Raw genomic sequence first — 23823 nt, forward strand, 5'->3', positions numbered from 1 at the left:
TTTGGATCAAAGACCAACCTCCTTGTGGGGTTGGCATTCGGATGAAGTCAGCAATGAATTTGTCTCTTTGGTCAGCATCAAACTCGCTGCGTCATCGTTTTCCCGGTGTCGTATGCATTTCTTTTTTACGGAGAGTTTGATCCTGGCTCAGGATGAACGCTGGCGGCGTGCTTAACACATGCAAGTCGAACGGTGAACACGGAGCTTGCTCTGTGGGATCAGTGGCGAACGGGTGAGTAACACGTGAGCAACCTGCCCCTGACTCTGGGATAAGCGCTGGAAACGGCGTCTAATACTGGATACGAACCATGAAGGCATCTTCAGTGGTTGGAAAGATTTATTGGTTGGGGATGGGCTCGCGGCCTATCAGCTTGTTGGTGAGGTAATGGCTCACCAAGGCGTCGACGGGTAGCCGGCCTGAGAGGGTGACCGGCCACACTGGGACTGAGACACGGCCCAGACTCCTACGGGAGGCAGCAGTGGGGAATATTGCACAATGGGCGCAAGCCTGATGCAGCAACGCCGCGTGAGGGATGACGGCCTTCGGGTTGTAAACCTCTTTTAGCAGGGAAGAAGCGAAAGTGACGGTACCTGCAGAAAAAGCGCCGGCTAACTACGTGCCAGCAGCCGCGGTAATACGTAGGGCGCAAGCGTTATCCGGAATTATTGGGCGTAAAGAGCTCGTAGGCGGTTTGTCGCGTCTGCTGTGAAATCCGGAGGCTCAACCTCCGGCCTGCAGTGGGTACGGGCAGACTAGAGTGCGGTAGGGGAGATTGGAATTCCTGGTGTAGCGGTGGAATGCGCAGATATCAGGAGGAACACCGATGGCGAAGGCAGATCTCTGGGCCGTAACTGACGCTGAGGAGCGAAAGGGTGGGGAGCAAACAGGCTTAGATACCCTGGTAGTCCACCCCGTAAACGTTGGGAACTAGTTGTGGGGTCCATTCCACGGATTCCGTGACGCAGCTAACGCATTAAGTTCCCCGCCTGGGGAGTACGGCCGCAAGGCTAAAACTCAAAGGAATTGACGGGGACCCGCACAAGCGGCGGAGCATGCGGATTAATTCGATGCAACGCGAAGAACCTTACCAAGGCTTGACATATACGAGAACGGGCCAGAAATGGTCAACTCTTTGGACACTCGTAAACAGGTGGTGCATGGTTGTCGTCAGCTCGTGTCGTGAGATGTTGGGTTAAGTCCCGCAACGAGCGCAACCCTCGTTCTATGTTGCCAGCACGTAATGGTGGGAACTCATGGGATACTGCCGGGGTCAACTCGGAGGAAGGTGGGGATGACGTCAAATCATCATGCCCCTTATGTCTTGGGCTTCACGCATGCTACAATGGCCGGTACAAAGGGCTGCAATACCGCGAGGTGGAGCGAATCCCAAAAAGCCGGTCCCAGTTCGGATTGAGGTCTGCAACTCGACCTCATGAAGTCGGAGTCGCTAGTAATCGCAGATCAGCAACGCTGCGGTGAATACGTTCCCGGGTCTTGTACACACCGCCCGTCAAGTCATGAAAGTCGGTAACACCTGAAGCCGGTGGCCTAACCCTTGTGGAGGGAGCCGTCGAAGGTGGGATCGGTAATTAGGACTAAGTCGTAACAAGGTAGCCGTACCGGAAGGTGCGGCTGGATCACCTCCTTTCTAAGGAGCATCTGACTCTTCGGAGTCCAGAACCCAGTTCGAAGGCACATGTTCTTCGCTGGGAGCTCATGGGTGGAACATTTGACATGGTGCGAAGGATGAAGCTCTCGCTTAGTACACCGCTTGCGGTGGGAACGGGGAGGGTTTCGGATGTCGCACCTGCACGCTGTTGGGTCCTGAGGGACCGGATGCGAGTCTTCGGGCTTGTTTCTGTACCTCTGGGCCTCTTGTTGTTTCCCCTGTGGGGGAGGCGGGAAGGGGTACCGCCCGTACTTTGAGAACTACACAGTGGACGCGAGCATCTTGCAGCCGGCTTCGGTCGGTTGCACAAGATGATCTTAAAGATCATTAGTCAATTTCATGCCAGGCCCTTCGGGGTTTGGTGTCGATTCTGATTCAAACTCATGTGATTTCAAGTCTTTAAGAGCAAACGGTGGATGCCTTGGCATCTGGAGCCGAAGAAGGACGTAGCAATCTGCGATAAGCCTCGGGGAACTGATAAGCAAGTTTTGATCCGAGGGTGTCCGAATGGGGAAACCCCGCTGGGCGGCGTGCCGACCTAGTGACTCCCGCCTGAATATATAGGGCGGGTAGAGGGAACGTGGGGAAGTGAAACATCTCAGTACCCACAGGAAGAGAAAGCAACCGCGATTCCGTTAGTAGTGGCGAGCGAAACCGGAACAGGCTAAACCTAGCGTGTGTGATAGCCGGCAGGCGTTGCACGTTGGGGGTTGTGGGACTTTTCAGTCATCTCTGCCGAGGTGGCGGCGTTACACGATGGTATAGACGAACGGTCTTGAAAGGCCGGTCATAGAGGGTGCCAACCCCGTAGTCGAAATGCCAACCGTGGCGCGAAGAGTATCCCAAGTAGCACGGGGCCCGTGAAATCCCGTGTGAATCTGTCAGGACCACCTGATAAGCCTAAATACTCCCAGATGACCGATAGCGGACAAGTACCGTGAGGGAAAGGTGAAAAGTACCCCGGGAGGGGAGTGAAATAGTACCTGAAACCGTTTGCTTACAAACCGTTGGAGCAGCCTTAGTAGCTGTGACAGCGTGCCTTTTGAAGAATGAGCCTGCGAGTTAGCGATATGTGGCGAGGTTAACCCGTGTGGGGTAGCCGTAGCGAAAGCGAGTCTGAATAGGGCGATTCAGTCGCATGTCCTAGACCCGAAGCGAAGTGATCTATCCATGGCCAGGTTGAAGCGACGGTAAGACGTCGTGGAGGACCGAACCCACTTAGGTTGAAAACTGAGGGGATGAGCTGTGGATAGGGGTGAAAGGCCAATCAAACTTCGTGATAGCTGGTTCTCTCCGAAATGCATTTAGGTGCAGCGTTGCGTGTTTCTTGCCGGAGGTAGAGCTACTGGATGGCCGATGGGCCCTACAAGGTTACTGACGTCAGCCAAACTCCGAATGCCGGTAAGTGAGAGCGCAGCAGTGAGACTGTGGGGGATAAGCTTCATAGTCGAGAGGGAAACAACCCAGACCACCAACTAAGGTCCCAAAGCGCGTGCTAAGTGGGAAAGGATGTGGAGTTGCCTTGACAACCAGGAGGTTGGCTTAGAAGCAGCCACCCTTGAAAGAGTGCGTAATAGCTCACTGGTCAAGTGATTCCGCGCCGACAATGTAACGGGGCTCAAGCACGCCACCGAAGTTGTGGCATTGACATTATTGGTAGGCCTTCGTGGTCCAGCCGTGTTGATGGGTAGGAGAGCGTCGTGTGGCCAGCGAAGCGGCGGTGTAAACCAGCCGTGGAGGCTACACGAGTGAGAATGCAGGCATGAGTAGCGAAAGACGTGTGAGAAACACGTCCTCCGAAAGACCAAGGGTTCCAGGGTCAAGCTAATCTTCCCTGGGTAAGTCGGGACCTAAGGCGAGGCCGACAGGCGTAGTCGATGGACAACGGGTTGATATTCCCGTACCGGCGAAGAACCGCCCAAGCTAATCCAGTAGTGCTAAGTGTCTGAATCCCAGTGACTGATCCCTTCGGGGTGACGCTCTGGGCCTAGCGCACGACCCCATTCTGGTGCGGTTAGCGTATTAACAGGTGTGACGCAGGAAGGTAGCCCAGCCGGGCGATGGTTGTCCCGGTGCAAGTGCGTAGGCCGAGTCGTAGGCAAATCCGCGACTCACATAGGCTGAGACACGATGCGAATAAAAAGTGGGTGATCCTATGCTGCCAAGAAAAGCATCGACGCGAGGTTCTAGCCGCCCGTACCCCAAACCGACTCAGGTGGTCAGGTAGAGAATACCAAGGAGATCGAGAGAATCGTGGTTAAGGAACTCGGCAAAATGCCCCCGTAACTTCGGGAGAAGGGGGGCCTTCGACGTATTAGGACTTGCTCCGAAAGCGTTTGGAGGCCGCAGAGACTAGTGGGTAGCGACTGTTTACTAAAAACACAGGTCCGTGCCAAGTCGCAAGACGATGTATACGGACTGACGCCTGCCCGGTGCTGGAAGGTTAAGAGGACCGGTTAGCCGCAAGGCGAAGCTGAGAATTTAAGCCCCAGTAAACGGCGGTGGTAACTATAACCATCCTAAGGTAGCGAAATTCCTTGTCGGGTAAGTTCCGACCTGCACGAATGGCGTAACGACTTCCCAACTGTCTCAACCGCGAACTCGGCGAAATTGCATTACGAGTAAAGATGCTCGTTACGCGCAGCAGGACGGAAAGACCCCGTGACCTTTACTACAGCTTGGTATTGGTGTTCGGTGTGGCTTGTGTAGGATAGGTGGGAGACTGTGAAGCATGGACGCCAGTTCATGTGGAGTCATTGTTGAAATACCACTCTGGTCACTCTGGATATCTAACTTCGAACCGTAATCCGGTTCAGGGACAGTGCCTGGTGGGTAGTTTAACTGGGGCGGTTGCCTCCCAAAAAGTAACGGAGGCGCCCAAAGGTTCCCTCAACCTGGTTGGCAATCAGGTGTCGAGTGTAAGTGCACAAGGGAGCTTGACTGTGAGACTGACAGGTCGAGCAGGGACGAAAGTCGGGACTAGTGATCCGGCAGTGGCTTGTGGAAGCGCTGTCGCTCAACGGATAAAAGGTACCTCGGGGATAACAGGCTGATCTTGCCCAAGAGTCCATATCGACGGCATGGTTTGGCACCTCGATGTCGGCTCGTCGCATCCTGGGGCTGGAGTAGGTCCCAAGGGTTGGGCTGTTCGCCCATTAAAGCGGTACGCGAGCTGGGTTTAGAACGTCGTGAGACAGTTCGGTCCCTATCCGCTGCGCGCGTAGGAAATTTGAGAGGATCTGACCCTAGTACGAGAGGACCGGGTTGGACGAACCTCTGGTGTGTCAGTTGTTCCGCCAGGAGCACCGCTGATTAGCTACGTTCGGGATGGATAACCGCTGAAAGCATCTAAGCGGGAAGCCGGCCTCAAGATGAGATTTCCATACCTTCGGGTGAGAGGCTCCCAGCCAGACTACTGGGTTGATAGGCCAGATGTGGAAGTGCAGTAATGCATGCAGCTGACTGGTACTAATAAGCCGATGACTTGATAACACACCGTTTGTTGGTGCTACGCGTCCACTGAGTGGTTCTCGATGTACGGTCGAGAACCGCATGACAATGACTTTGTTATGTGTTTGATTGAAACATCAATAGTGTTTCGGCGGCCATAGCGTGAGGGAAACGCCCGGTTACATTCCGAACCCGGAAGCTAAGCCTCACAGCGCCGATGGTACTGCAGGGGGGACCCTGTGGGAGAGTAGGACACCGCCGGACTTCTTTTAAGCAAATGGCCACCCATCGTTGGGTGGCCATTTTGCGTTAACAACATCGAGAACAGGGAGCATCATGCCGGAAGAGGAAGAGCGCCGTCCGCGTCGCAACGACGACAATGGATCGCGCGGTCAGCGCCCCTCCGGAGGACGTCCCGATCAGAACCGCACGGGAGGGCCGCGTCGCGACGGCGGCGCACCCCGTACGGGTGGCTACAACCGTGACAACCGTGATGGTGGCGCTCCGCGTTCGGGTGGTTACAACCGCGACAACCGTGATGGTGGCGCTCCGCGCACTGGCGTCTACAACCGTGATGGTGGCGCTCCGCGCTCGGGTGGTTACAACCGTGATGGTGGCGCTCCGCGCTCGGGTGGTTACAACCGTGACAGCCGTGACGGTGGCGCTCCGCGTTCGGGTGGCTACAACCGTGACAACCGTGATGGTGCCGCACCGCGCACTGGTGGCTACAACCGTGATGGTGGTGCTCCTCGCTCGGGTGGTTACAACCGTGACAACCGTGATGGTGGTGCTCCGCGTTCGGGTGGTTACAACCGTGACAGCCGTGACGGTGGCGCTCCGCGTTCGGGTGGCTACAACCGTGACAACCGTGATGGTGCCGCACCCCGCACTGGTGGCTACAACCGTGACGGTGGCGCTCCGCGCTCGGGTGGCTACAACCGCGACAGCCGTGACGGAGGTGCTCCTCGCTCGGGTGGCTACAACCGCGACAGCCGTGACGGTGGTGCTCCGCGCTCGGGTGGCTACAACCGCGACGGTGGCGCTCCGCGCTCGGGCCGTGACAACCGTGACGGTGGCGCACCCCGCACTGGCGGGTACAACCGTGACAACCGTGACGGTGGCGCACCCCGCACTGGCGGGTACAACCGCGACAACCGCGATGGCGGCGCACCCCGCACTGGCGGGTACAACCGTGACAACCGTGACGGTGGTGCTCCGCGTTCGGGTGGGTACAACCGTGACAACCGTGACGGTGGTGCTCCGCGTTCGGGTGGGTACAACCGTGACAACCGTGACGGTGGTGCTCCGCGCACTGGTGGGTACAACCGCGACAGCCGTGACGGTGGTGCTCCGCGCTCGGGTGGCTACAACCGTGACAGCCGTGACGGTGGTGCTCCGCGCTCGGGTGGCTACAACCGTGACAGCCGTGACGGTGGTGCTCCCCGCACCGGTGGCTACAACCGTGACAGCCGTGATGGTGGCGCTCCCCGCACCGGTGGCTACAACCGCGACAACCGCGATTCCCGTGGTGGCGCTCCGGAACGTGGCTCGTCCCGCTCCTACCCGCAGCGCGGGGGAGAGGGTCGCGAGCGGCCCATTCAGGCATCCGGCGATCGCCCGCGCTTCAATGACCCGCACATCCCTGACGAGGTCACGGCACGCGATCTGCACACGTCTGCGCGTAACGAGCTGAAGACGCTCAGCAAGGAGAACGCCGAACTGGTCGCACGTCATCTCGCGATGGCATCACGTCTGATCGACGAGGATCCCGCACTGGCGCATGAGCACGCCCTCGCAGCATCCCGTCGCGCCGGCCGTATCGCCATCGTGCGCGAGACGCTGGGAATCACCGCTTACGCCACGGAGGACTTCGCACTTGCGCTGCGCGAGCTGCGTACCTACCGTCGCATCTCGGGCAAGGACGACCAGATCGCACTGATGGTCGACAGCGAGCGCGGTATCGGGCGTCCCGACCGTGCCCTGGAGACGGGTCGTGCGGTCGATCGCACAACGCTGCCGACACCGGTCCGTGTGTCCCTCGCGATCGCGATGTCCGGAGCGCGGCTCGACCAGGGCGACCTCGAACTCGCGCTCGGCGAGCTCGAGATCCCCGAGCTCGATCCGGACCGCGCTTTCGAGTGGAGCCCGGCGCTGTTCGCGGCCCGCGCTGCCGTGCTCGAGGATCTCGGACGCACCGACGAGGCCGAGTTCTGGGCACACCGTGCCGAGGTCGCCGCGGAGGCGCTCGGCGTCGACGAGGCAGGCGACGAGGAGATCATCATCGAGGACGGCCTGATCGAGGGCGAGTCCGACGATGAGACCGAGGGCGTTGAGCCGGCCGCGGATGGCAACCGTATCGAGACGCTCGACGCAGATGCCGCAGATGACGCAGACGACGCATCCGATGCCCCCGATGCCGCCGACGCAGACGACGCAGACGACGCCGACGACGCGAGCGACGCCGACGGTGCGCCGGTCGCCGCCGAGGGCGCTGAAGCGGTCGATGCTCCCGAGGACGCAATCGAGGCGGAGCCCTCGATCGAGTCCGAGCCGTCGATCGACGACGAGGTGCGCGAACTGCTGGGCGAAGACGTCTACGAGGCGGCCACCGAGGACAGCGCTGACAGCACCGACAGCACCGACAGCACCGACGGTGACCGTCGCGCTTCGGGTACGTCCGAGGAGGCGTAGTGGGGCTGTTCTCCAAGAAGGCCATGGCGTCGACTCCGCTCGACGGAGTCGACGCCGTCCTGGCCGATCTCGACGGTGTCGTATACGCGGGTCCCGGTGCCCTGCCCCACGCGGTGGAGAGCCTGAATGCGGCCGCCGTCACGGCACGGCTGGGCTACATCACGAACAACGCGTCGCGCACGGATGCCTCCGTCGCCGAGCATCTCACGAGTCTCGGTCTGGACGTCGCACCGGCGGATGTCATCACGAGCCCCCAGGCGGCCATGCGGCTGCTGGCAGACATCGTGCCGCCGCCTGCGACGCTGCTCATCGTCGGTGGCGCCGGCCTCGTCGACGAGGCGGAGAAGGCGGGATACACCGTCACCCGCAGTGCCGATGATGCTCCGGATGCCGTGGTGCAGGGTTTCGCCCCCGAAGTGGCCTGGACCGACCTCGCCGAGGCGGCGTTCGCGCTGAAGGTCCCGGAAGAAGAGGGTGGCATCCCCTGGATCGCGACCAACACCGACTGGACGATCCCTCGCGAGCGTGGCGTCGCGCCGGGCAACGGCACACTCGTCTCCGCTGTGCACACGGCCATCGGCCGACTGGCCACGGTGGCGGGCAAGCCGGAGACGCCGATCTTCGAGGAGGCGACGGAACGCTTCGGCGCTCGGAAGCCGCTCTTCATCGGCGACCGCCTCGACACCGACATCCTCGGCGCCGTGCGGGCGGGGATCGACTCGGCATTGGTGCTCACGGGCATCGACCGGCCGAAGCACGTCCTGGCGGCGCCCGAGGGCTCGCGTCCCACGTACATCCTCAGCGACCTGCGTGAGCTCCATGAGCCATACCCGACGGTCACCGTCAAGGACGGCGTGCATTCGGTCAACGGCGCGGCGGTGCGAGTATCCGGTGCCGATGTCGAGATCGTCGCCGAGGGTGACTCGCAGATCGACCTCCTCCGTGCGGGAGCGGCCGCGATCTGGGCGTCGGGTACGCCGGTTTTCGTGCTGCGCGTCCCCGAACGGCTCTACGACGACCCCTTCCACCGTCCCTGATCCCGCTCTTCCCGGATAACCCGGGGAGCGGTGAACGGGGGGTGCAGGCTGCCTCCCTGGGCAAGTGACGCCGGCTGCGCCGGACCGCGCACCACGCGATGCGAGCACGCGCGCGTGCGCCGTGGCTCCGCCGACGCGTCGGCCCCGCCGCGTACAGTAGAACCGTGAGCGAAGAGACGACGAACGCACCGACCGACGGTCTGTGGAGTCGGCTGCGCCTGATCGAGGGGCAGCCGCTCGCTGCCAGAGCAGGCGCGTACTCCGGACTGCACGACGAGCTCTCCCGCCGCCTCGACAGCGGAGCCAAGCTCGACCAGCGCGACGCGCCGGGCGCCCGATGACACGACTCGATGCCGCCCTCGCCGCGCGAGGACTCGCCCGTTCGCGCACCCATGCGGCCACACTCATCGCCGACGGACTGGTGAGCGTCGACGGGCGACCGGTCGTGAAGGCATCCACCTCCGTCGCCGACACCTCGGAGCTCAGCGTCGCGGGGGCCGATCACTACGTCGGACGAGGCGCGCACAAGCTGATCGCCGCGCTCGACGGTTTCGCCGTCCCGGTCGAGGGGCGCCTCGCCCTGGACATGGGGGCGTCCACCGGCGGCTTCACGCAGGTGCTCCGCGAACGGGGCGCGCGTCGTGTGCTGGCCGTCGACGTGGGTCATGACCAGATGGCACCGGCCGTCGCAGCCGACCCCGCCGTGGTGGTCGTCGAAGGCTTCAATGTCCGCCACATGACGCCCGAGAATCTGCAGAGCGTCACCGGTGAGGCTTCGGCCCCCGAACTCGTGGTCGGCGACCTCTCGTTCATCTCCCTCGAACTCGTGCTCCCCGCCATCGCGAGCGTCGCGGCGCCCGGCGCCGACATCATCCTGCTCGTGAAGCCTCAGTTCGAGGTGGGGCGAACCGCGGTGCGCGGCGGCCTCGTCACCGACCCGGCCACGCGCGCCGACGCCGTCGCCCGCACCGCGTGGAGCGCCTGGGACGCGGGACTCGGGATGCTCGGAATCCTCGCATCGCCGATCCTCGGCACGCACGGCAACTCGGAGTATCTCCTGCACCTCGCGCCGGGACGCGGCAGTGATCCGTCAGAATGGTCGGACCGCATCAACGCACTGGCAGGGAGACGATGAACGAGCGCAACATCCTGGTCGTCGCTCACGCCGGCCGGGACGAGACCGTGGCCGCAGCCAGACGCGTGGTCGACGAACTGCGCAGCGCCGGCGCACGCCCGGTCCTCGCCGCCGACGACAGTCTCGACCTGCAGGCCGTCGATGCGCACTTCGCCGATGTCGACGTGCTCGGCGACACCGTGCAGCAGGAGGAGCTCGAACTCGCGATCGTGCTCGGCGGCGACGGCACGATCCTCCGCGCGGCAGAGCTGGTGCGCGGCTGCGCGGCGCCGGTGCTCGGCATCAACATGGGGCACGTCGGATTCCTCGCCGAGATCGATCGCGATGACATGGATGCCGCTGTGCGCCGGGTCATCGCCCGCGACTACACGGTCGAGGAGCGGCTGGCCCTGTCCGTGCGCGTCAAGGACGTCGACGGCACCGTCGTCTACGAGACCTTCGCGCTGAACGAGGCGACCGTCGAGAAGGCCAGCCGCGAGCGCATGATCGAGATCGTCCTCGAGATCGACGGACTGCCGCTGTCGAGCTTCGGCTGCGACGGCATGGTCGTCTCCACGCCGACCGGCTCCACGGCCTACAACTTCTCGGCGGGCGGACCCGTCATCTGGCCGCGCGTCGAAGCGATCGCCGTCGTCCCGCTGTCGGCCCATGCGCTCTTCGCGAAGCCGCTCGTCGTGAGTCCGGACGCCGCAGTCGCCATCGAGATGCTCGAGGGCACCTCCGGTGCGGGCATCCTCTGGTGCGACGGTCGACGGTCACACGATCTTCCTCCCGGTGCGCGCGTCGTGGTGCGACGCTCGTCGCGCCCGGTGCGGCTCGCACGCCTGCATCCGACCGCCTTCACCAACCGCCTGGTGCGCAAGTTCCAACTGCCGGTCGCCGGGTGGCGCGGGCAGGGGGCGACGTCATGATCGAGGAGATGCGGATGCAGGGCCTCGGCGTCATCGCCGACGCCGTGCTGCCCCTCGGCGCGGGGTTCACCGCCATCACGGGTGAGACCGGCGCCGGCAAGACCATGGTGGTCACGGGACTCGGACTGCTGCTCGGCCAGCGTGCCGATTCGGGCGCGGTGCGAGCCGGTGCGAACCAGGCCTCGGTCGCCGGCGTGTGGATCGTCCCGGAGACGGGGGACGTCGCCGACATCGTCTCCGATGCCGGGGGAGAGCTGGAGCCCGCAGGCTCGGGCTCTGCCGAGCTCTACGTCTCGCGCACGCTCAGCGCCGAAGGCCGCAGCCGCGCCAGCGTCGGTGGCCGCGCTGCTCCCGCCGGCGTGCTGTCCGCCCTCGCTGAGGAGCTCGTCGTCGTGCACGGGCAGTCCGAGCAGCTCCGCCTGCGCTCCTCTGCCGCACAGCGCGACGCCCTCGACCGCTTCGGCGGGGCTCCCATCGCGTCGGCGCTGGAGGCGTACGGAGCGGCGTTCGAGCGGTGGCGTGCGCTGGACGCCGAGATCACCGACATCACCGAGAACCGTGATCGCCGTGCCGAGGAGGCGACCCGGTTGCGCGAGGCATTGGCGCTCATCGAGGCCGCCGCACCGGAGCCCGGCGAAGACGTCGCACTCGCCGCGCGTGCCGAGCGCCTCGCGAACGCCGAGGAGCTACGGCTCGCCGCCTCCCTCGCCCACGGCGCGCTGTCGAACGAAGAGGGCGAACCGGATGCCTCCGTACTCGTCGCCGAGGCCCGCCGCGCGCTCGAGCGCGTCTCGGATGCATCCCTGACCGAGGTCTCGGAGACGCTCGCCGACATCGGCTATCGCATCGCCGACGTCGCGGTGCAGCTGTCGACCTACCTCGCCGACCTCGACGAGTCCGGCCCGCATGAACTCGCAGCAGTCGAGGAGCGCCGGGCGGCGCTCGGCACGCTGATCCGTGCCCACGGCTCGCTGGATGACGCACTGAAGCTCTGGCAGACGGGTTCGACGCGGCTCGCGGAGCTCGACGACGACGATGAGCGGCTCGTGAATCTCGAAGCCGAGCGGGATGCCGCGCGCGCCGAGCTCGACGCGAAGGCCGACGCTCTCACGAGCGAGCGCACGGAGGCCGCCCGCCGGCTGGGCGTGGCCGTGAGCGAGGAGCTGCATGCGCTCGCGATGCCCGATGCCAGGCTCGAGGTCGCCGTCACTCCGGGATCCGAGAGCACGCATGGTCGGGACGACGTCGCGATCCTCCTCGCCCCGCACCCTGGTGCCGAGCCGCGCTCGGTCGGGAAGGGGGCATCCGGCGGAGAGCTCTCCCGGGTGATGCTCGCGATCGAGGTCGTCATCGCGGGCACCGACCCCGTGCCGACGTTCGTGTTCGACGAGGTCGACGCCGGCATCGGCGGCGCCGCTGCGATCGAGGTGGGCCGACGACTCGCCCGGCTCGCAGAGAAGTCGCAGGTCATCGCCGTGACGCATCTCGCGCAGGTCGCCGCGTTCGCCACCAATCATCTTTCGGTCGTCAAATCCAACGACGGCGCGGTCACCGCATCCAGTGTCCGCCGTCTGGACGGCCCCGAACGCGAGGCCGAGATGGCTCGTCTGCTCTCGGGACTCGCCGATTCGGATGCTGCTCTCACCCACGCCAGGGAACTTCTCACCCTCGGCACCTCCGGCGACTGATAGGATCGAAGCCCGTGATGAACTCTTCTTCTGCGGGGCCCAAGAACGACACGACCAAGCACATCTTTGTGACGGGTGGTGTCGTTTCGTCTTTGGGTAAGGGGCTCACTGCCGCAAGCCTCGGCAACCTCCTCACCGCCCGCGGACTCCGCGTCGTGATGCAGAAGCTCGACCCGTATCTGAACGTCGATCCGGGAACGATGAACCCGTTCCAGCACGGTGAGGTGTTCGTCACGGATGACGGAGCCGAGACCGATCTCGACATCGGCCACTACGAGCGCTTCCTCGACATCAACCTGTCCCAGGCCGCGAACGTCACGACCGGCCAGATCTACTCGCAGGTCATCGCCCGCGAACGTCGCGGCGAGTACCTCGGCGACACCGTGCAGGTCATCCCGCACATCACGGACGAGATCAAGCGCCGCATGCGTCTGCAGGCCACCGAGGACCCGCGCCCCGACGTCATCATCACCGAGGTCGGCGGAACCGTCGGTGACATCGAGTCGCAGCCGTTCCTCGAGTCCGCCCGCCAGCTGCGTCACGAGCTCGGCCGTGACAGCGTGTTCTTCGTCCACGTCTCGCTCGTGCCGTTCATGGGCGCGTCCGGCGAGCAGAAGACCAAGCCGACGCAGCACTCGGTCGCAGCTCTCCGCCAGGTCGGCATCCAGCCGGATGCGCTCGTGCTGCGCAGCGATCGCCCGGTCAGCGAGAGCAACCGCAACAAGATCGCCCTGATGTGCGATGTCGACGCCGAGGGCGTCATCAACACGGTCGACCTGCCGAGCATCTACGACATCCCCTCGACGCTCAACGACCAGGGCCTGGACTCGTACATCGTCCGCCGCCTCGGCCTCGACCGAAAGGCCGCGGAAGAGGTCGACTGGTCGCGCTGGAGCAAGGTCCTGCACGCGGTGCACAACCCCAAGCACGAGGTCACGATCGGACTCGTCGGCAAGTACATCGACCTCCCCGACGCCTACCTGTCGGTCACCGAGGCGCTCAAGGCCGGCGGTTTCGCGCAGGAGACCAAGGTCAACATCCGCTGGATCCCCTCTGACCGTTGCGAGACCCCGGAGGGTGCGCGCGAGCAGCTCGCCGCTCTCGACGGCATCTGCGTTCCCGGCGGCTTCGGGATCCGCGGCATCGAAGGCAAGCTGGGCGCACTGAAGTTCGCCCGCGAGCAGGGCATCCCGACCCTCGGACTGTGCCTGGGTCTGCAGTGCATGGTCATCGAGTACGCGCGGGATGTCGCCGGCATCGCCGACGCGTCGTCGAGCGAGTTCGACCCGGAGACCACCGAGCCCGTGATCGCGACGATGGCAGAGCAGATCGAGATCCTCGACGGCGGCGACCTGGGCGGCACGATGCGCCTGGGCCTCTACCAGGCGGCCCTGGCGGAGGGTTCGCTGGCCCGCGAGCTGTACGGCGCGGCCGAGGCATCCGAGCGTCACCGTCACCGTTACGAGGTCAACAACGCCTATCGCACGCGCCTCTCCGACGCAGGGCTGGTCTTCTCGGGCCTGAACCCCGACCTCGATCTCGTCGAGTTCGTCGAGCTGCCGCGCGATGTGCACCCGTACTACATCGCGACCCAGGCCCACCCGGAGCTGCGCTCGCGTCCGACCGACCCGCACCCGCTGTTCCGCGGCCTCGTCGGAGCCGCCATCGAGCGGCACCGTTCGAGCGAGCTGTTCGACGTCGAAGCCGATGCCGACTTCAGCGAAGCCGATGCGTGAGTACGGCGAAGCCGATGTCTGAGTCCGACGAGCGCATGCCCGAGTTCGACGACCTGCGCGACGAGCCCTTCGACCCTGAGGTGCTCAGCAGCGAGGTCGCGTTCGAGGGCGTCGTCTGGAACGTCCGCGACGACCGAGTGCGGTACGGCGACGGAGAGATCCGTCGCCAGTACGTCGCGCACACCGGCGCGGTCGCGATCCTGGCTCTCGACGACGACGGCCGTGTGCTGCTGATCCAGCAGTACCGGCATCCGATCCGCCACCGTGACTGGGAATTGCCGGCCGGCCTGCTCGACGTCGCGGGGGAGGAGCCTGTCATGGCTGCTCAGCGCGAGCTCGCGGAGGAGGCCGACCTCGTCGCCACGCACTGGGAGCCGCTCGTATCGTCCTGGACCACCCCCGGGGGCAACGACGAGGAGATCCACATCTTCCTCGCGACCGGGATCTCCGCGGCCGACTCCGCCCACGCCCGTGAGGACGAAGAAGCCGACATCCGCGTCGAATGGGTGCCCCTGGATGCCGCGGTGCGAGCGGTGCTCGAGGGACGGATGCGCAACGGCATCCTGAGCATCGGCGTCCTGGCGGCCGCGCAGAGGCTGCGCGACCGAGGCTGAGATGCAGCTCGACCGTGCGCTGGACACGTATCTGCGCCACGTCACGATCGAGCGCGGGCTCAGCGAGCACACCATCGCCGCCTACCGTCGCGATCTCGCCGCCTACCGGGAATGGCTCGCGGCCGACGGCATCACGGACACCGCCGAGGTCACCGCGGCGGTGGTCGGTCGCTTCATCGCCGATCGCGCCGGCGCGGAGCCCGCTCCGGCGGCCACGAGCCTGGCGCGGATGCAGTCCTCCGTGCGCGGGTGGCACCGCTTCCTCGCCAGGGAGGGCATCGAGGATGACGACCCCAGCGGCCGGCTGCGCCCGCCCAAAGCGCCGCAGCGCCTGCCCAAGGCGCTGACGATCGACCAGGTCGAGCGGCTGCTCGCCGCGCCCTCGGCGGAGGACCCGCTGGGCATTCGGGACCGGGCCCTGCTGGAGCTGCTGTACGCGACCGGGGCGCGAGTCTCCGAGGCGGTCGGATTGGATGTCGACGACCTCGCCCACGGCGACGTGCTGCGGCTGCGAGGCAAGGGCTCGAAGGAGCGGATCGTGCCGATCGGGTCGTTCGCCCGCTCGGCCGTCGACGCCTATCTCACCCGGGTGCGTCCGGGACTCGCGGCGAAGGGGCGAGCGTCCGCGCGGCTGTTCCTCGGAGCGCGAGGAGCACCCCTGTCGCGGCAGAGCGCGTGGCTCGTGATCCGCGCGGCCGCGGAGGGTGCGCAGATCACCAGCGAGGTCTCGCCGCACACCCTTCGCCATTCGTTCGCGACACATCTGCTGCAGGGCGGCGCCGACGTGCGCGTCGTCCAGGAGCTGCTGGGGCACGCGTCGGTGGCCACCACCCAGATCTACACGCACGTCTCGGTCGACACGCTGCGCGACATCTACGCGACCTCGCATCCGCGCGCTCGCTGAGCGCCGCAGTTCGTCCTGGCACTCAGGCACGGGGCGAAAACCCGGGATCGCCGGGCGTGAGGCGTCGATCCAGGCGGGCGATCGCTAGACTCGATCAAGCACGAAACGAGCAGGAGAATCGGTGGCTGAGAACGCGGCGAAGTCCAGGGCGAAGACGTCGAAGACCGACGACACCCCCATGGGACCCACCGGGCGTCCCTATCACGGCTTCGCGACCCCCGAACCGCTCGCCTCGCACGGGCCGGCCCGCATCATCGCGCTGTGCAACCAGAAGGGCGGGGTCGGGAAGACGACCACCTCGATCAACCTCGCCGCAGCCCTCGCCGAGTACGGCCGCAAGGTGCTGGCCGTCGACTTCGATCCGCAGGGTGCGCTGTCGGCCGGTCTCGGCATCCAGACGCACGACGTGCCGACGATCTACGACCTGCTCCTCGACACCAAGCGCGACGCCCACGACGCGATCGTGCACTCCGGAGTAGAGGGCCTCGACGTGATGCCCGCGAACATCGACCTCTCCGCTGCAGAGGTGCACCTCGTCAACGAGGTCGCAAGGGAGACGATCCTCGCGCGGGTGCTCCGTCAGGTCGCGGGCGAGTACGACGTCATCCTCATCGACTGCCAGCCGTCGCTCGGCCTCCTCACGGTCAACGCGCTCACCGCCGCCCACGGCGTGATCATCCCGCTCGAGTGCGAGTTCTTCGCCCTGCGCGGGGTCGCTCTGCTGATCGAGACCATCGACAAGGTCCGCGACCGACTCAACCCGTCGATCACGATGGACGGCCTGCTCGCCACCATGTACGACCCGCGCACGCTGCACTCGCGCGAGGTGCTGGAACGCGTGGTCGAGGCGTTCGGCGACGACGTGCTCGAGACCGTGATCGGTCGCACCGTCAAGTTCCCCGACGCATCGGTCTCCGGTGTGCCCATCACCGAGTTCGCTCCGGAGCACGCCGCCGCCCAGGCCTACCTGCGGCTGGCGCGGGAGCTGGTAGCCCGTGGCGCTGTCGCCTGACCTCGAGCCGTCAGAGACACCTGCTGCGGCCGTGCCGGCTGCTGAGACCGAGACTGCTGCCGAGCCTGAGACTGCTGCTGAGATCGAGTCCGCGGATGACGCCGGATTCCGGGTCTCGCTGTCGAACTTCGACGGCCCGTTCGATCTGCTGCTGACCCTCATCTCGAAGCACGAGATGGACATCACCGAGGTGTCGCTGAGCGCCGTCACGAATGAGTTCATCGCCTACCTCAAGGAGTTGGACGACGACGAGGAGCTCGATCAGGCGTCGGAGTTCCTCGTGGTCGCAGCGACTCTCCTCGACATGAAGGTCGCCGGCCTCCTGCCGCAGGGCGAGCTGGTGGATGCTGAGGCGGTCGCGCTGCTCGAGGCCCGAGACCTGCTGTTCGCGCGCCTCCTGCAGTACCGCGCCTTCAAGGAGGTCTCGGCCTGGTTCGCCCGGTGCCTGCAGCGTGAGGATCGGCGTCATGTGCGCGCGGTGCGCCTCGACGAGAAGCACCGCCGGAAGACGCCGGAGCTCGTCTGGTCGCTGAGCGTCGACGACTTCGCCGCTCTGGCTCTGCTGGCCTTCGCGCCGAAGGAGATCCCGCACGTCGGGCTCGACCACCTGCACGCACCGCTCGTCAGCATCCGCGAGCAGGCCGCCATCGTCGTGACGCTGCTGCGCACCGCCGAGTCGGTGAGCTTCCGCGAGCTGGTAGCTGGGGTGAGCGAGCCGGGGATCGTCGTGGCCCGCTTCATCTCCGTCCTGGAGCTGTACCGCCACGCGGCGCTCTCCTTCGAACAACTGGAACCCCTCGGCGAGCTGACGCTCCGCTGGGCAGCCGACTCCTGGTCGGACGAGACACTGGCATCCCTGGGAGCCGACTATGACCGATGACATGACAGATGTGGTTGCGGAAGAGGTCGGGCGCGAGACGCCTCTCTCCGAGCGGATCGAAGCGATCCTGCTGATCATCGACGAGCCGATCGGCCTCGTCGCTCTCGCCGCGGCGGTGGGGTCGCCGGTCGCAGCCGTACGACAGACGATCGAGACACTCGTCGACGACTACGACGGCAAGGGGCAGGGGCCGCGCCGCGGATTCGAGCTGCGCGAGGTCGGCGGCGGATGGCGGCTGTACGTCCGTGAGGACCACGACGACGTGGTCGCCGAGTTCGTCGGCGGGCAGGCGCCGGCACGACTGTCGCAGGCCGCTCTCGAGACTCTCGCCGTCATCGCGTACAAGCAGCCGGTGACGCGCAGCCAGGTGGCCTCCATCCGTGCGGTGAACGTGGACTCCGTGGTGCGCACGCTGCTCGCGCGCGGACTCATCACCGAGCTCTTCGCGGATTCCGAGACCGGCGCGATCAACTACGGCACCACCGATGCGCTGCTGCAGCACCTGGGTATCAACTCGCTCGACGAGCTGCCCCCGATCTCTCCGCTGCTCGATGACGGCGCAGACGGCTTCGATGAGGGGACCATCCGGTGAGCGCGACATGCGCGCGTCCGTCCTCTCCACACTCCAGCTTCCATGAAGGGACCATCCGATGAGCGGCTTCGAGGCACCTGAGGGCGTCCGCCTGCAGAAGGTACTGGCGGCGGCGGGCGTGGCTTCACGCCGCGTCGTCGAGCAGTACATCGTCGAAGGGCGCATCCGCGTCAACGGCGAGACCGTGACGGAACTCGGGCGTCGGGTGGATCCGGAGACCGACCTGATCGATGTCGACGGCACTGCCGTGCAGCTCGACGTCTCGAAGCGCTACGTGATCCTGAACAAGCCGACCGGTGTGGTCAGCAGCATGCGGGACGAGAACGGACGGCCCGACCTCCGCGGGTTCACCGAGGACTACGAGGAGCGCCTCTACAACGTCGGCCGACTGGATGCCGAGACGAGCGGCCTGCTGGTGCTGACAAACGACGGGGAGCTCGCGCACGTGCTCGCGCATCCGTCCTTCGGGGTCACCAAGGTCTACATCGCGAAGGTCGAGGGCGCCGTCACGGCACAGACCATCTCGAAGCTCACGAAGGGCATCGAGCTCGACGACGGACCGATCGCGGCTGACAAGGCGCGACTGCTCGACACCTCTCGCGGATCCAGCCTCGTGGAACTCACGCTGCATTCGGGCCGCAATCGCATCGTGCGCCGGATGCTCGCGGCGGTCGGTCACCCGGTCACCGAGCTCGTCCGGCGCCAGTTCGGCCCTCTCCACCTGGGAACCCTCCCGGTTGGGAAGGCCCGCGAACTGACTAAAATCGAACTGGGCGCGCTCTTGACTCTGTCGCGCCGTGATTCCGGTGTCGCCGCGGCGCCAGGCGAGCAGCAGGAGAACGAGTGACCGATACGACGAGTGCGCCTGCGGGCACTCCGAGTTCCGGCGCGCCCCGGATCGCCGCCCGTCTGTCCGGAACAGTCCGCGTCGTCGGCGCCGGCCTGCTGGGCGCGAGCATCGGGCATGCCCTGCGCGCCAAGGGGATCGACGTGGTCCTCGCCGACACCTCGCCCGCCCAGCTGCGTCTCGCGATCGACTACGGCGCCGGTCGCGCCGCGACGGAAGGCGATGCGCCAGCGCTGGTCGTCGTGGCCGTGCCGCCGGATGTCACCGCTGACGTCATCGAGGCGGAACTCGCTCGTTTCCCGGATGCCGTGGTCACCGACGTGGCGAGCGTCAAGCTCGAGCCGTTCCGCACGCTGCAGAGCCGCGGCGTCGACCTCACCCGGTACATCGGCTCGCACCCCCTCGCGGGGCGTGAACGCGGGGGAGCGATCTCGGCACGTGCCGACCTGTTCATCGGACGGCCGTGGGTCGTCTGCCGCGATGCCGAGACCACGGCATCCGATCTCTCGCTCGTCGAAGCGCTGGCGCTCGACGTCGGGGCGATGCCGCTGGAGATGACCCCGGAGGAGCACGACCGATCGGTCGCGCTGACCTCTCACGTGCCGCAGGTCGTCGCGAGCCTGCTCGCCGCACGCCTCGCCGTGGCAGATGAGGGCGCGCTGCGCCTGTCAGGGCAGGGTGTACGCGACACGACGCGCATCGCGGCATCCGCTCCCGAACTGTGGGTGCAGATCCTGGGCGCGAATGCGGAGCCGGTCGTGGAGATCCTCGATGCCCTCGCCGCCGACCTCCGCGAGGTCTCCGAGGCGCTGCGCGCACCGGAGGCGCCCGGCGCCCGGCGCGTGGTGGCCGAGACGATCAGGCAGGGCAACGACGGTGTCGAGCGGCTCCCGGGCAAGCACGGCCAGAACCAGCGGTTCGAATCGCTCGTCGTCATGGTCGACGACACGGCCGGTCAGCTCGGACGACTCTTCGGCGAACTCGGAGAGCTCGGGGTGAACGTGGAGGATCTGCGTCTCGAGCACTCGCCCGGCGCGCAGTTCGGGCTGGCTGAGATCAGCGTCGACCCTGCGGCATTGCACGGGGCGATCACCGGACTCCAGGAACGCGGATGGCGGATTGCAGGTACCACCAATGACTGACTTCATCGCGATCGACGGGCCTGCCGGTTCCGGCAAGTCGAGTGTGTCCAAGGCCGTCGCCCGCAAGCTGGGCTTCGGCTACCTCGACACCGGCTCCGCGTACCGGGCGCTGGCATGGCACGTCCTCGACCGCGGCGCCGACACGGCGGATGCCGATGCGGTGCTCGCCGCCGTCGCCGAGTTCCCCGTGCGCCTCGGCCTCGACCCCGACGACCGCACGGTCACGGTCGGAGAAGTCGACGTCACGGACGCGATCCGTGAGCCGTCGGTCTCCGGCGCCGTCAGCGGTGTCGCCCGTGTGCCCGAGGTGCGCGAGCAGGTCAACACGCTCTTCCGGTCGCTCGTCGCGGAGGCGCCCTACCCGGCCGTCGTCGTCGAGGGCCGCGACATCACCACCGTCGTTGCGCCGGATGCGCCCGTGCGCATCCTGCTCACGGCCGCACCCGAGGTGCGCGCCGCACGACGTGCCGGCGAGCTCGCCGGCGAGAACGCCGAGGCCGTCGCCGCCGCATTGCACAAGCGCGACGCATCCGACAGCGCCGTCGTCGACTTCCTGAACGCCGCGGACGGCGTCGAGGTCGTCGATTCGACGGAGCTCGATTTCACACAGACCATCGACGCCGTCCTCGCGGTGATCGAACGAATCCGAGGAGTACACCATGGCTGACGACGAATACGAAGGCGGCCCCGACCAGCTCGCCGAGAAGATGGAGTCGCTCGACGAGCAGCTCGCCGAGGCGCGCGCGGAGACGCTGCGTGCCGGACTCGCCGACTACGACCTGGACGACGAGGATGCCGCGCTCCTCGCCGGCATCACCATGGGCGAGGACGGGATCCAGTTCTACCCCGCTCTGCCGGTCGTGGCGATCGTCGGACGACCGAACGTCGGCAAGTCCGCCCTCGTGAACCGCATCCTGGGCCGCCGCGAGGCCGTCGTGGAGGACACTCCCGGCGTGACGCGCGACCGCGTGACCTACAAGGCCGAGTGGGCGGACCGCCGGTTCTCGCTCGTCGACACCGGCGGCTGGGAGCCAGACGCCCGCGGCATCGACCGCTCGGTCGCCGCTCAGGCGGAGGTCGCGATCGACCTCGCCGACGTCGTGCTGTTCGTCGTCGACGCGATGGTCGGCGCGACGTCGACCGATGAGCATGTCGTCAAGCTGCTGCGCAAGAGCGGCAAGCCCGTCTTCCTTGTCGCGAACAAGATCGACGACGCCCGCCAGGAGCCCGAGGCCGCTGCACTGTGGAACCTCGGTCTCGGCGAGCCGCACCCGGTCTCCGCGATCCACGGTCGCGGCGTCGCCGACCTGCTCGATGCGCTGCTGAAGACGCTCCCCGATGTGTCTGCTGTGGCCAAGGCCGAGATCGGCGGACCGCGTCGCGTCGCTATCCTCGGGCGTCCGAACGTCGGCAAGTCGTCGCTGCTGAACAAGGCGGCCGGCGAAGAACGCGTCGTCGTCAACGACCTCGCCGGCACCACTCGCGACCCGGTCGATGAGATCGTCGAGCTCGGCGGCAAGCTGTGGCGCCTGGTCGACACCGCCGGCATCCGTCGTCGCGTGCACATGGCGCAGGGGGCCGACTTCTACGCCTCGCTGCGCACATCGGCGGCTCTGGAGAAGGCAGAGGTCGCGGTCGTCGTGCTCGACGTCTCGGAGACCATCAGCGAGCAGGACGTGCGGATCATCGACCTCGTCCTCGAGTCCGGTCGTGCGCTCGTCCTCGCGTTCAACAAGTGGGACCGTCTCAACGACGACGACCTCGAGAACGCCGACCGTCGCCGGTACCTCGAGCGTGAGATCGAGCAGGACCTGGCGCATGTCGCCTGGGCCCCTCGGGTGAACATCTCGGCCAAGACCGGTCGCCACCTCGACAAGCTCGTCCCGGCACTCGAGACCGCCATCGAGAACTGGGATCGTCGTATCCCGACCGGCAAGTTCAACGCCTTCCTGGCCGAACTCGTCGCTGAGCACCCGCATCCGCTGCGTGGAGGCAAGCAGCCGCGCATCCTGTTCGGCACCCAGGCGTCGACCCGACCGCCGACGTTCGTGCTGTTCACGACCGGCTTCCTCGACCCGGGCTACCGCCGCTTCATCCAGCGCCGTCTGCGCGAGCTGTACGAGTTCGACGGCACGCCCATCGTCATCAACATGCGCGTGCGCGAGAAGCGCCAGCGCTGATTCTGAGCTGAGGTGGCTGTGCCCGCGCGGTGATCCGTGCGGGCACAGCCATTTCTGTCTGTGTTGGTGCTGGTGTTGGTGTTGGTGTTGGTGTTGGTGTTGGTGTTGGTGTTGGGGGTGGGGTCGGGGTTGGCGCTGGTGAGGTGTCGGTGTCGGTGTCGGTGTCGGTGTCGGTGTCGGTGGCGGGTGCGGGTGCTGGTGCCCGTGCTGGTCCCGGGCCGAGTGCGGGCGCTGGTGCTGGGGCTGGTCCCGGTCTGGGGCGCGGGTCCTGTTTCCTCCTGTTCGGGGCGGCTCCGCTGTTCCCTCGTGTGTCCCGGTCGGGTGCCGATGCCTCGAGGCTGTGACAGGCTGAGGGGGTGACTGTCGTACCTCCTGCTGCTGGTGAACCGCGTCGTCCGACGGGGCCGCGAAACCCGGGTGATGCCTGGGTGGTGGCGCCGTCGGGGGAGAAGTACTGGGGCCGTTTCGGTGCGGCCGGGCTGCTCGCCGTGGATGCGGAGCGGGGCATCCTGTTGCAGCACCGGGTGTCGTGGAGCCACTTCGGCGGCACGTGGGGTCTGCCCGGGGGCGCGCTGCACGAGGGGGAGACCGCCATCGTCGGCGCTGTGCGCGAGGCACAGGAAGAGGCTGGCGTGCCGGATGGCGCGGTGCGTCCTCGCTTCACGAGCGTCCTCGATCTGGACATCTGGTCGTACACCACGGTGATCGCTGATGTCGTGCAGCCGTTCGAACCGGTGATCAGTGACCCCGAGAGCGTGGCTCTGGCGTGGGTCGCCGTCGACGAGGTCGACTCCCTCCCGCTGCATCCCGGCTTCTGTCGGTCCTGGCCTGTGCTGCGTGATCTTCTCGATGTTCGCCCGACACTCGTCGTGGACGCCGCCAACGTAGTCGGGTCGGTGCCCGACGGCTGGTGGAAGGACCGGGCAGGCGCGGCCTCACGGCTTGCGGCGCGACTGGATGGTGTCGCCGTGCCCGCTGCCGATCTCGAGCTCGGCGGAACCGCGTGGTTCCCCGAAGTCGCGCTCGTGGTCGAGGGGCAGGCACGTGACGTCACCGTGTCCGCGCCCGATGGAGACGCCGGAGCGCTGCCTGCAGGTGGTGTGCGAGTCGTGCGCGCTGCTGCTGCCGGAGACGACGAGATCGTGGCCGAAGTGGCGCGTCGCGTCTCGGCCGGACAACAGGTCGTCGCGGTGACGAGCGATCGGGAACTTCAGGCTCGCGTCGCCTCGGCGGGGGCGACTCCGGTGCGTTCGGCCGGATGGCTGCTGGGCATCCTCGATGGCCATACCCGGGTCACTTGATGCGACGGCCGGTCCGATCTATCGCGACCGATC

General features: G+C 66.0%; 17 protein-coding genes and 3 rRNA genes. All 20 read left to right on the forward strand.

Annotation, left to right across the window (positions count from 1 at the left end; all coding sequences use genetic code 11):
- Window positions 1-124 precede the first annotated feature (124 nt).
- A 16S ribosomal RNA gene (locus tag BLW44_RS07325) occupies window positions 125-1649 on the forward strand.
- A gap of 410 nt (window positions 1650-2059) precedes the next feature.
- Window positions 2060-5162, forward strand: a 23S ribosomal RNA gene (locus BLW44_RS07330).
- 105 nt (window positions 5163-5267) lie between these two features.
- Window positions 5268-5384: ribosomal RNA gene (gene rrf, locus BLW44_RS07335) — 5S ribosomal RNA — on the forward strand.
- Together the 16S, 23S and 5S rRNA genes form the textbook arrangement of a ribosomal RNA operon.
- Before the next feature lie 72 nt (window positions 5385-5456).
- On the forward strand, window positions 5457-7811 hold the full coding sequence (locus tag BLW44_RS18220; protein WP_254775121.1) for a hypothetical protein: 2355 nt from the start codon (window positions 5457-5459) through the stop codon (window positions 7809-7811).
- Window positions 7811-8848: an HAD-IIA family hydrolase gene (locus BLW44_RS07350; protein ID WP_060927566.1), complete on the forward strand. Its 1038-nt coding sequence runs from the start codon at window positions 7811-7813 to the stop codon at window positions 8846-8848. The genes BLW44_RS18220 and BLW44_RS07350 overlap by 1 nt, the downstream gene beginning before the upstream one ends.
- 164 nt (window positions 8849-9012) lie before the next feature.
- Complete coding sequence (locus BLW44_RS17980; protein ID WP_167347478.1) at window positions 9013-9189, forward strand: hypothetical protein; 177 nt, start codon at window positions 9013-9015, stop codon at window positions 9187-9189.
- Complete coding sequence (locus tag BLW44_RS07355) at window positions 9186-9983, forward strand: TlyA family RNA methyltransferase (protein ID WP_060927567.1); 798 nt, start codon at window positions 9186-9188, stop codon at window positions 9981-9983. The genes BLW44_RS17980 and BLW44_RS07355 overlap by 4 nt, the downstream gene beginning before the upstream one ends.
- Window positions 9980-10894 (forward strand): NAD kinase, encoded by a 915-nt coding sequence (locus BLW44_RS07360; RefSeq protein WP_060927568.1) that lies wholly within the window; start codon window positions 9980-9982, stop codon window positions 10892-10894. The genes BLW44_RS07355 and BLW44_RS07360 overlap by 4 nt, the downstream gene beginning before the upstream one ends.
- Window positions 10891-12582, forward strand: a complete 1692-nt coding sequence (gene recN, locus BLW44_RS07365; RefSeq protein ID WP_060927598.1) for a DNA repair protein RecN — start codon at window positions 10891-10893, stop codon at window positions 12580-12582. The genes BLW44_RS07360 and recN overlap by 4 nt, the downstream gene beginning before the upstream one ends.
- Window positions 12583-12599: 17 nt before the next feature.
- Window positions 12600-14318: a CTP synthase gene (locus BLW44_RS07370; protein WP_060927569.1), complete on the forward strand. Its 1719-nt coding sequence runs from the start codon at window positions 12600-12602 to the stop codon at window positions 14316-14318.
- 14 nt (window positions 14319-14332) lie between these two features.
- On the forward strand, window positions 14333-14932 hold the full coding sequence (locus BLW44_RS07375) for an NUDIX domain-containing protein (RefSeq protein ID WP_060927570.1): 600 nt from the start codon (window positions 14333-14335) through the stop codon (window positions 14930-14932).
- Window position 14933: 1 nt separating this feature from the next.
- Window positions 14934-15836 (forward strand): site-specific tyrosine recombinase XerD, encoded by a 903-nt coding sequence (gene xerD, locus BLW44_RS07380; protein ID WP_060927571.1) that lies wholly within the window; start codon window positions 14934-14936, stop codon window positions 15834-15836.
- A gap of 178 nt (window positions 15837-16014) precedes the next feature.
- Window positions 16015-16848 (forward strand): ParA family protein, encoded by an 834-nt coding sequence (locus tag BLW44_RS07385; protein ID WP_056517281.1) that lies wholly within the window; start codon window positions 16015-16017, stop codon window positions 16846-16848.
- A gap of 31 nt (window positions 16849-16879) precedes the next feature.
- Entirely contained in the window at window positions 16880-17728 is an 849-nt protein-coding gene (locus tag BLW44_RS07390; RefSeq protein WP_060927599.1) for a segregation and condensation protein A, read from the forward strand.
- On the forward strand, window positions 17718-18320 hold the full coding sequence (gene scpB, locus BLW44_RS07395; protein WP_060927572.1) for an SMC-Scp complex subunit ScpB: 603 nt from the start codon (window positions 17718-17720) through the stop codon (window positions 18318-18320). The genes BLW44_RS07390 and scpB overlap by 11 nt, the downstream gene beginning before the upstream one ends.
- A gap of 58 nt (window positions 18321-18378) precedes the next feature.
- Entirely contained in the window at window positions 18379-19167 is a 789-nt protein-coding gene (locus BLW44_RS07400; RefSeq protein WP_060927573.1) for a pseudouridine synthase, read from the forward strand.
- Window positions 19164-20309 (forward strand): prephenate dehydrogenase, encoded by a 1146-nt coding sequence (locus BLW44_RS07405; protein ID WP_082724573.1) that lies wholly within the window; start codon window positions 19164-19166, stop codon window positions 20307-20309. The genes BLW44_RS07400 and BLW44_RS07405 overlap by 4 nt, the downstream gene beginning before the upstream one ends.
- Window positions 20302-20976, forward strand: coding sequence for a (d)CMP kinase (gene cmk / locus BLW44_RS07410; RefSeq protein WP_060927574.1), 675 nt, complete (start codon window positions 20302-20304; stop codon window positions 20974-20976). Before BLW44_RS07405 ends, cmk begins: the two co-directional genes overlap by 8 nt.
- On the forward strand, window positions 20969-22489 hold the full coding sequence (gene der / locus BLW44_RS07415; protein WP_060927575.1) for a ribosome biogenesis GTPase Der: 1521 nt from the start codon (window positions 20969-20971) through the stop codon (window positions 22487-22489). Before cmk ends, der begins: the two co-directional genes overlap by 8 nt.
- A gap of 356 nt (window positions 22490-22845) precedes the next feature.
- A complete protein-coding gene (locus BLW44_RS07420; RefSeq protein ID WP_060927576.1) occupies window positions 22846-23790 on the forward strand; it encodes an NUDIX domain-containing protein in 945 nt (314 codons plus the stop codon).
- Window positions 23791-23823 lie beyond the last annotated feature (33 nt).

This window comes from Microbacterium hydrocarbonoxydans, from assembly GCF_900105205.1.
Taxonomy (GTDB): Bacteria; Actinomycetota; Actinomycetes; order Actinomycetales; family Microbacteriaceae; genus Microbacterium; species Microbacterium hydrocarbonoxydans.

Coding starts and splice junctions, on each gene's coding strand:
- BLW44_RS18220 (WP_254775121.1), top strand. CDS start 5,457: ATGCCGGAAGAGGAAGAGCGCCGTCCGCGTCGCAACGACGACAATGGA.
- BLW44_RS07355 (WP_060927567.1), top strand. CDS start 9,186: ATGACACGACTCGATGCCGCCCTCGCCGCGCGAGGACTCGCCCGTTCG.
- BLW44_RS07360 (WP_060927568.1), top strand. CDS start 9,980: ATGAACGAGCGCAACATCCTGGTCGTCGCTCACGCCGGCCGGGACGAG.
- recN (WP_060927598.1), top strand. CDS start 10,891: ATGATCGAGGAGATGCGGATGCAGGGCCTCGGCGTCATCGCCGACGCC.
- BLW44_RS07370 (WP_060927569.1), top strand. CDS start 12,600: ATGAACTCTTCTTCTGCGGGGCCCAAGAACGACACGACCAAGCACATC.
- BLW44_RS07375 (WP_060927570.1), top strand. CDS start 14,333: ATGTCTGAGTCCGACGAGCGCATGCCCGAGTTCGACGACCTGCGCGAC.
- xerD (WP_060927571.1), top strand. CDS start 14,934: ATGCAGCTCGACCGTGCGCTGGACACGTATCTGCGCCACGTCACGATC.
- BLW44_RS07385 (WP_056517281.1), top strand. CDS start 16,015: ATGGGACCCACCGGGCGTCCCTATCACGGCTTCGCGACCCCCGAACCG.
- scpB (WP_060927572.1), top strand. CDS start 17,718: ATGACCGATGACATGACAGATGTGGTTGCGGAAGAGGTCGGGCGCGAG.
- BLW44_RS07400 (WP_060927573.1), top strand. CDS start 18,379: ATGAGCGGCTTCGAGGCACCTGAGGGCGTCCGCCTGCAGAAGGTACTG.
- cmk (WP_060927574.1), top strand. CDS start 20,302: ATGACTGACTTCATCGCGATCGACGGGCCTGCCGGTTCCGGCAAGTCG.
- der (WP_060927575.1), top strand. CDS start 20,969: ATGGCTGACGACGAATACGAAGGCGGCCCCGACCAGCTCGCCGAGAAG.